7 protein-coding genes are annotated in these 7,782 nt (G+C 64.7%); 4 read left to right on the forward strand and 3 right to left on the reverse strand.

Features of this window, described 5'->3' with window-relative positions; translation table 11 throughout:
* The coding region (locus AO501_RS38950) for a hypothetical protein (RefSeq protein ID WP_231752397.1) at positions 1-234 on the reverse strand (234 nt) is incomplete at its 3' end.
* Here AO501_RS38950 and AO501_RS08380 point away from each other — a divergent pair.
* The 4 genes from AO501_RS08380 to AO501_RS08395 all read left to right on the forward strand — a co-directional run bounded on the left by AO501_RS08380 (position 223) and on the right by AO501_RS08395 (position 5,085).
* Entirely contained in the window at positions 223-447 is a 225-nt protein-coding gene (locus AO501_RS08380) for a helix-turn-helix domain-containing protein (protein ID WP_231752398.1), read from the forward strand. The genes AO501_RS38950 and AO501_RS08380 overlap by 12 nt on opposite strands.
* 201 nt (positions 448-648) lie before the next feature.
* Positions 649-3,261 (forward strand): excinuclease ABC subunit UvrA, encoded by a 2,613-nt coding sequence (locus AO501_RS08385; RefSeq protein WP_055577286.1) that lies wholly within the window; start codon positions 649-651, stop codon positions 3,259-3,261.
* A gap of 145 nt (positions 3,262-3,406) precedes the next feature.
* The gene (locus AO501_RS08390) at positions 3,407-4,600 is read left to right on the forward strand and encodes an alcohol dehydrogenase catalytic domain-containing protein (RefSeq protein ID WP_055577287.1); all 1,194 of its coding nucleotides are present in this window, start codon (positions 3,407-3,409) and stop codon (positions 4,598-4,600) included.
* A gap of 80 nt (positions 4,601-4,680) precedes the next feature.
* Positions 4,681-5,085 carry a pyridoxamine 5'-phosphate oxidase family protein gene (locus AO501_RS08395; RefSeq protein WP_055577288.1) on the forward strand — a complete coding sequence of 135 codons (405 nt, stop codon included), beginning with the start codon at positions 4,681-4,683 and terminating at the stop codon, positions 5,083-5,085.
* Between the two features lie 803 nt (positions 5,086-5,888).
* On the opposite strand, the gene AO501_RS08400 is transcribed toward AO501_RS08395, so the two are convergent.
* Together AO501_RS08400 and AO501_RS36995 are read right to left on the reverse strand one after the other, a co-directional pair.
* On the reverse strand, positions 5,889-7,103 hold the full coding sequence (locus tag AO501_RS08400; RefSeq protein WP_055577289.1) for an IS110 family transposase: 1,215 nt from the start codon (positions 7,101-7,103) through the stop codon (positions 5,889-5,891).
* A gap of 483 nt (positions 7,104-7,586) precedes the next feature.
* Positions 7,587-7,782: hypothetical protein (locus AO501_RS36995; RefSeq protein ID WP_231752399.1), on the reverse strand; the 196-nt coding region annotated here is incomplete at its 5' end.

Consider the following 7,782-nt stretch of genomic DNA (forward strand, 5'->3'; position numbering starts at 1 on the left):
CACACGTTGCCCAACGCACGCCAAGATGGGGCCAACCCAACGTGTCCTCCCGGGCCCGATCAAACTTGACAGACTCATCCGCTCCTGCTGCAGCGCGAGCGGGCCCTTGCTTACCTGCGCCACCACCTCGGCGACCCAGACCTCGATGTGGACCGGATCGCCGTCGGCTGCCACGTGTCCCGCCGCACTCTGCACCGATTGTTCGAGGGCACCGGCCAAACCGTGACCGCGCATCTGCGCACCATGCGGGTCGCCACCGCTCAGCGGCTACTGACAAACCGGACCGACCTGCCCATTGAGGCGATCGCCCGAGAGGTGGGGTTTTCCAACGACACCAACTTCTACCGCTCGTTTCGGGCGATCACCGGGATCACTCCCGGAGACTACCGGCACCTGGCCCGGCAGGACACCGCGAACCTGCAGGACCGGCTCGATCCGTCGCCGTAACTTCGTCAGATCAGCACCACCGAGCGCAGCACCTCGCCGGGCGTGCATCTTGTGGAGGGGCCCGCAGCATCCTTCAAAAGGAATGCGCAGCCCGGCCATCCTCTGCGGGCCAAGCTGGCACGGGACGTCAGGGTTGTGGCACGCATCGACAGTGGGATGTCCCGCCGCCATGGCTAGCCTCGTCGGACGAGGAGATGAGTAGTGGAGCCAGATAATAGAGTTCGGGTGCGCGGTGCCCGCGAGCACAATCTGCGCGGCGTCGACCTGGAGGTGCCGCGTGATGCCCTCGTCGCATTCACCGGCGTGTCGGGTTCGGGCAAGTCATCGCTGGCCTTCGGCACGCTCTTCGCCGAGTCCCAGCGGCGGTACTTGGAATCGGTGGCGCCGTACGCGCGGCGTCTGATTGATCAGGTGGGTGTCCCGGATGTCGATTCGATCGAAGGGATGCCACCTGCGGTCGCGTTGCGGCAGCAGCGCGGTGGAACCAGTACCCGTTCGTCGGTGGGCAGCGTCACCACGCTGTCGAGTCTGGTCCGGATGCTGTATTCGCGTGCGGGCACCTACCCTGCGGACCAGCCGATGCTCTACGCAGAGGACTTCTCGCCCAACACCCCGCAGGGCGCCTGCCCAACGTGCCACGGTATGGGCTGGGTGTATGAGGTGACCGAAGCACTCATGGTGCCCGACCCGTCGTTGTCGATCCGTGAGCGTGCCATCGCCTCGTGGCCGCCGGCCTGGTACGGGCAGAATCTGCGCGACATCCTTACCACGCTCGGCTACGACATCGACGCCCCTTGGAAGACGCTGTCACGCAAGGACCGCGAGTGGATTCTGTTCACCGAGGAGCGTCCGACGGTGCCGGTGTACGCGGGCTTCACCCCGGCGGAAACTCGACGCGCCGTGAAAGCCGATATGGAGCCCAGCTATCAGGGCACCTTTATCGGTGCCCGCCGCTACGTCCTCGACACGTTCGCCAACACCAAGAGCGCTGCGGTCAAGAAACGGGTCTCTCAATTCGTCGGAAGCGGCCCATGCCCGGCGTGCCACGGAAAGCGGCTCAAACCCGAAGCGCTGTCGGTGACATTCGAAGGTCTGGACATCGCCGAGCTGTCGCGGCTCACCCTCGACCAGCTCGCCGCGCTGTGCGCCAGGGTGCTCAGCCCGCGGTGGAAGCCGGCCACCTCCGGTGCGGCCCTGAACCAGAAGACACGAAAGTCGGCGGTCAACGCGCGGGTCGTGGCCGGGGGTTCCGCGCATGCCGCGGCACCAGATGTCCGGCAAACACCCAACATGTCAGACGAAAAGCGCTCCGCTGCACAGCGATTGGTCGCAGAGCTGCAGGAGCGGCTGCAACCGCTCATCGATCTGGGACTGGGATACCTCTCCCTGGCCCGCAGCACGCCGACGCTATCGGGCGGGGAACTGCAGCGCGTGCGGCTCGCGACGCAACTCTCGTCACAACTGTTCGGCGTCGTCTACGTCCTCGACGAGCCGTCGGCCGGTCTGCACCCCCGCGACCGGGACGCCTTGCTGGACATCTTGGCCGGCCTCAAACGCAGCGGCAACAGCGTCTTCGTCGTCGAGCACTCGCTGGATGTCATCGCCGCGGCGGACTGGCTGGTTGATATCGGGCCCGGCGCCGGGCTGGACGGCGGCCAGATCCTCTACAGCGGTCCCCCGGCCGGGCTGGCCGATGTCACCGACTCGGTCACCCGCCGCTATCTGTTCGGCGACGAGACCCGCGTCGCCTCGCGCACACCGCGGGAGCGCAGTGACTGGCTGCAACTCGCTGGTGTGCAACGCAACAATTTGCATGATCTGTCGGTATCGGTGCCGTTGCGCTGCCTCACCGCGGTCACCGGGGTGTCCGGGTCGGGCAAGTCGAGCCTCGTCGCCCAGTCCCTACCCGAGATCGTCGGTGAGCACCTCGGCCGTCCGGTGCGGTTCGACGACGCCCGCGACGACGACCTGCTCGCTGAGGCCACGCAGGTCACCGCCTCGGGCGAGGTGCTCGGCGACCCCCACGGTGTGCGGCGGGTGGTGTGCATCGATCAGAAGCCGATCGGCCGCACACCGCGATCCAACATCGCCACCTACACCGGGCTGTTCGACCACGTTCGCCGGCTCTTCGCCGACACCCCCGGGGCCAAGAAGCGCGGCTACAAACCCGGACGGTTCTCGTTCAACGTCAGCGGCGGACGATGCCCGACCTGCGAAGGGGAGGGTTGGGTGATGGTGGAGTTGCTGTTCCTGCCCAGCGTCTATAGCCCGTGCCCCGACTGCCACGGAACCCGTTACAACCCCGCGACTCTCGCGATCCGCTGGCGACACAAGAACATCGCTGAGGTACTCGAACTCAGTGTGTCGGCGGCCCGGGAGTTTTTTGACGGCGAACCCGCCGTGCTGCAAGCTCTGGAGGCGCTGTGCGATGTCGGGCTAAGCTACCTGCGGCTCGGGCAGCCGGCCAATGAACTGTCCGGCGGCGAGGCGCAGCGCGTCAAGCTCGCCGGTGAACTGCAGCGTGCCCACCGCGGTGACACGCTCTACCTGCTCGACGAGCCCACCGCCGGACTGCATCCCGCCGACACCGACCGGCTGCTGGCACACCTGCACCGGCTCGTCGACGCCGGCAACACCGTGGTCGCCGCCGAACTGGATATGCGGGTGGTCGCCCAGGCTGATCACGTCATCGACATGGGACCCGGCGCAGGGGGCGCCGGTGGCCGCATCGTCGTCGCCGGTACCCCGCGGGAGGTCGCGGCATACCGGGACAGCGCCACCGCCGCGTATCTTGCCGCTGAACTCGCCGACTGACGCCTTGGCACGGATTGTCATAACGGTGGCGCGCGCGGTCACCGACACGATGCATGGTCCTGCATACGCTGACAGGACAGTTCGCCACCAGGCCGACTGACCGTCACATCAGCACATCAATTGTGCTGCAAGGAGGTTCACAACCATGGCTGAAGGTAATCGCGCAGTCGTCTTCCACAATCCGGGGGACATGCGGGTCGATTCGCTGGAGTATCCGAAACTGGTCATGCCCAACGGCAAGAAGGCTCCCCATGGCGCGATCCTGAAAATGGTCGCCACCAACATCTGCGGCAGCGACCTGCACATCTTCCGAGGCTCTTTTCCTGTGCCCGAGGGGATGGTCATGGGCCACGAGATGACCGGTGAGGTCGTCGAAGTGGGCCCCGACGTCGAGTTCCTCACCGAGGGTGATCTCGTCTCGGTCCCGTTCAACGTTGCCTGCGGGCGGTGTCGCAACTGTAAGGCGCGCCGTACCGATGTCTGCGAGACCACGAATGCCGACGTCGCGTGCGGCGCGTACGGGTTCAACCTCGGCGACTGGCAGGGTGGTCAGGCCGAGTACCTGTTCGTCCCGTACGCCGACTTCCAATTGTTGCGGTTCCCGGACAAAGACCAGGCGATGGAGAAGATCCTTGATCTCGCCCTGCTTTCGGACATTTTGCCCACGGCCTTTCATGGCCTGATGGAGGCGGGCGCCAAGCCTGGCTCGACGGTGTATATCGCCGGTGCCGGTCCGGTCGGCCGCTGTGGTGCGGCGGCGGCGCGGCTGCTGGGTGCGTCCTGCATCATCGTCGGCGACTACTACCAGGACAGGCTTGATCTGGTGAAGAACAACGGGTGCGAGACGATCGATCTGAATAAGGACGTTCCGTTGCCCGACCAGATCGAGGCCATCCTGGGCGAGCGTGAAGTCGATTGTGCCGTGGACTATGTCGGTTCCGAAGCGCACGGCATCGGTAAGGAGGCGGAGGACCTTCAGCCGCAGGCTGCCATCAACCAGGTGCTGGAGGCCACTCGCGCCGGCGGCGCCACGGGCGTCATCGGCGTCTACGGACCTGACCCCCTGGCGCCGACAAAGGCCGGGCAAGAAGGCACTTTCCCGCTCGACTTCGGCAAGGCGTGGATCAAGTCGCCGCGCGTGTCGGCGGGGCAGGCGCCGATCATGCACTATCACCGCGAACTGATGATGGCGATCCTGTGGGACCGCATGCCCTACCTGAGCCCCATGCTCAACAACAAGGTCATCAGCCTCGACGAGGCGCCGGACGCCTACGCGATCTTCGACCAGGGCTCGTCCAACAAGTTCATCATCGACCCGCACGGAATGATCTCGGCGTAGGCGAGCATGCCGGGTGCCACCGCTTCCTCAGGGTTGAGGTGGCACCCGGTAAGCACTCCGCCCACCGGTAGGAGGCACGCATGATCGACTCGTCGTCGGCCGCTCGCTTGGAGAACGCGGACTTCGGCTGGATTACCACCGTCCGTCGCGATGGGCAACCGCAAAGCTCCTACGTGTGGTTCCATTTCGACGGCGACGACGTGTTTGTGATCAGTGAGCCCACCTCGGGCAAAGTCCGAAATATTGCTGGAAACAAACGGGTTTCGTTCCACCTCGACGGAGACGGAACACTCGGAAACGGGGTCCTGACCATCGACGGTGTAGCCGCGCTGTCGACCGGGTCGGACGACCCGCAGCGGCTGGCGCATTACCTGTCCAAATACGAACACCGAATTCGTGAGGGTCTGGAGTCGACCCCAGAACGATACGCAGCGAACTTCTCCGCTGCGATAAAGATCGGCTTCGACACGATCCGCGCTTGGTAAGCCGCCCTTCAAGTAATCAAACAGCGGGAACCACTGGACAGCCCCGGCAACACAAGATAATGCGTCATAACGCGCATCTTCGCGCATGAGTTATCGCAAGGGACATCTGCGCTGAGGTAGTGCTCGTTGATGCGGTTCGGCGTTCACACCCCTCGTCTAACACGAGGATGCCGCCGACGAACGAGACAGGATCTGAGCCGTCCAGAATCTTTAGAAACAAGACAATGTGGCCTAGCCCATCGTTGTCGATTGCGTGGGATTTCGGTTCTTGGCTTCACCGCCGCGCCGCTCGTCACTGTCCGGATTTCTTGATGGGTATAGGACGGTGATGAAGATGTCTCTTACGCTGATGGTGGTTGGAGTGTGCGCCCTGACCGCAGCGGTGTTGAGCTACGCGCTGGGACTCGCCCAGGCGGGGACTACAGCAGGGATTGCGGCACTGTTGCTCACTGGAGCTGGTCTAGCTGGCTGTAGGTCGAGTCAAGGGGGTGTGGGGCCGCGTTGGGTCGGCACCCCGGCGGGGCGTTTGTGTTGTGTGGTTGGCGGCGGTGTTCGGTGAGTGAGGGTGCCTTGGCGCCCACGCTGATCTATGCGACCTCGTGCGAACGGGTCATCTGGCGTCGTTCGGGCTGCCGTGGAGGCGAAGGGCCGGGTGCCAAGCTAGACGCGGCGTAACCCGGTGAGGGGTCCGCCATAGCGCTGACGGCATCTGGTCCGGCCCTTCGTCCCGTCCACTCAGCGTGGCACTGCCGTCGAATGTTGTGAAGGGTTTCGACGTCCTTTCGTTGGCCGCGATGTAGGGGTCAAGTCCAGCGGGTGCCGTCGTAGTCGGTGTGGTCGCGCATCAGTGCGTAGGCGATACGGGTGGCGCGGTGAGCCAGTGCACAGGCGACGACTCCGCCGTGCTTGCCGCGAGCCTTGAGTCGGTGTGCGTAGGTCTTTGCCATTGGCTCGGTAAGCCACAGTCCGATCCCGAGATCGATTAACGCGCGGCGCAACGCCACGCTGCCTTCACGGCTGATGGTGCCGTCGCGGCGCTTGTGAGCGGATTCGTACTGCATCGGGGAGAGCCCGGCTGCGCGGTAGATTTGCCGCGGGCCGGGCCATCGCGCTGGATCACCAAGGGCAGCAGCGTAATTGGATACCCGTACCACGCCCCAGCCCGGGACAGTGGTCAAGGTGGCATAGGGGCTGCGCGGCAGCAGGGCGGTCAGCGCGGTTTCAGCGGATCGGATCTGGTCGTCGAGATCAGCCAACAAGTTCAGGTCCGCGGCCAGTATCTGGCGGGCGATCACCGCGTCGCGAGTGGGCAGTGCATCTCGTGCCGCGCTAACCAGGCGTTCGGCGACCGGGCGCCGCAGCTGAAGGTCCCGAGTCGCGGCGAACCGGATCAGTCGGTTGACGCCGAGTGCGCTCAGTCTGGCCGGGTCGGCGAACTCGGCTGCGACCAGCCGGCCGATCCTGGTGCCCAGCACATCGGGTATGGCCAGTGTCAGCCCGGGAAACGCTCGGTCGAGTTGGCCGAGCAGCTGGTTCTTGGTTGCGGTACGCGTGGCCACCCGCCGGTGCCGATGGGAGGCCCAGGCGCTCATTTCGCCGATCACCTTATTGTGATCAGGGACCGGGCTTCCGTGGCCGGCCAAGACAAGATCGGTGATTGCCTCCAAGTCGATCACATCGGTCTTGACCCGCCGCCGCCCCTGCACCCGCCGCTGCTCGGCGACGTGAGCGGGGTTGAGTTCCAACACCTCCCAGCCAGGTGGCCAGCGGTAGTCCAGGACCGGACGGTGATAGTGACCGGCGGCCTCCACGCCGACCTTGACCCCACTCAACTCAGGCACCGCAGCGATCGCCCGAGCCGCCGCTGCAGCCAAACCCGAGCGGTTCATCGCGAACTCCGATGGGCCGACCAACCGATGCCGCGCTGCGTCGGTCACCGAAAACATTGCCGAGGTCTTGCCGACATCCACGGCGACGACGATCGTGGACGACGTGACTGGAGCAGTTTGCACAGACACAACAACACCTCCGGGGTGTGTCAGGAGGGTCCGCGTGCCCCAACACACGAACCCCAACAGGAATCAGTTACAGATCCCTTCCTGACACCTCCGGAGGCATTTGAGAAGGACCAACTCGATCTATATCAGCACTGCTCAATCAAAATGGTCGATACGCGGCCCAGCCGCAGCGCACCTGGCCCGGTGACTGAAGTCACCCACCCCGGTTATCCCCGCGCATCCCCGGTGGCACAGTCTTGGGAACCCGCGAGCCCCGGATCTTGGAGGTTGCACTCGTCGATAACGCGTCGCCCCGGCGGGGGGCGCGGTGGTGGTCGGTGTCGGGAAACCACTTAGTAACTCCGCCACGAGTTCACGCTGGGTCACCCACCGATGAACCCCACCATCAGCCCACCCTTGACGACGATCAATGGCTGCACTTATCCGCTCACCCGAGCGGGCCGATTTGGTGCGGTGCCGCCGGGGTATAGCCGCTTTATGTCTTCAACCAACGAGCAGCCCGACCTTAGTGACGTGTTGACCCCCGGTGAGGAAGTTCACCCGGATCGCCACGAGCACGCTAAAGAAGGTAAACACCTCGATGAAGCTGAACTTGAGCGACGCACTCAGCACGAACGTGACGTAGTGCACGGTGAACCCACCACCTAGTGGTTCTGGAAGGGGCCCCCTACTCGACCAG

The organism is Mycobacterium gordonae, assembly GCF_001417955.2.
In the GTDB taxonomy this organism is placed as follows: Bacteria; Actinomycetota; Actinomycetes; order Mycobacteriales; family Mycobacteriaceae; genus Mycobacterium; species Mycobacterium gordonae_B.

What these genes read in the sequence shown, in the direction of transcription:
- AO501_RS08395 (WP_055577288.1), top strand. Translation starts at nt 4,681, where the DNA reads ATGATCGACTCGTCGTCGGCCGCTCGCTTGGAGAACGCGGACTTCGGC.
- AO501_RS08390 (WP_055577287.1), top strand. Translation starts at nt 3,407, where the DNA reads ATGGCTGAAGGTAATCGCGCAGTCGTCTTCCACAATCCGGGGGACATG.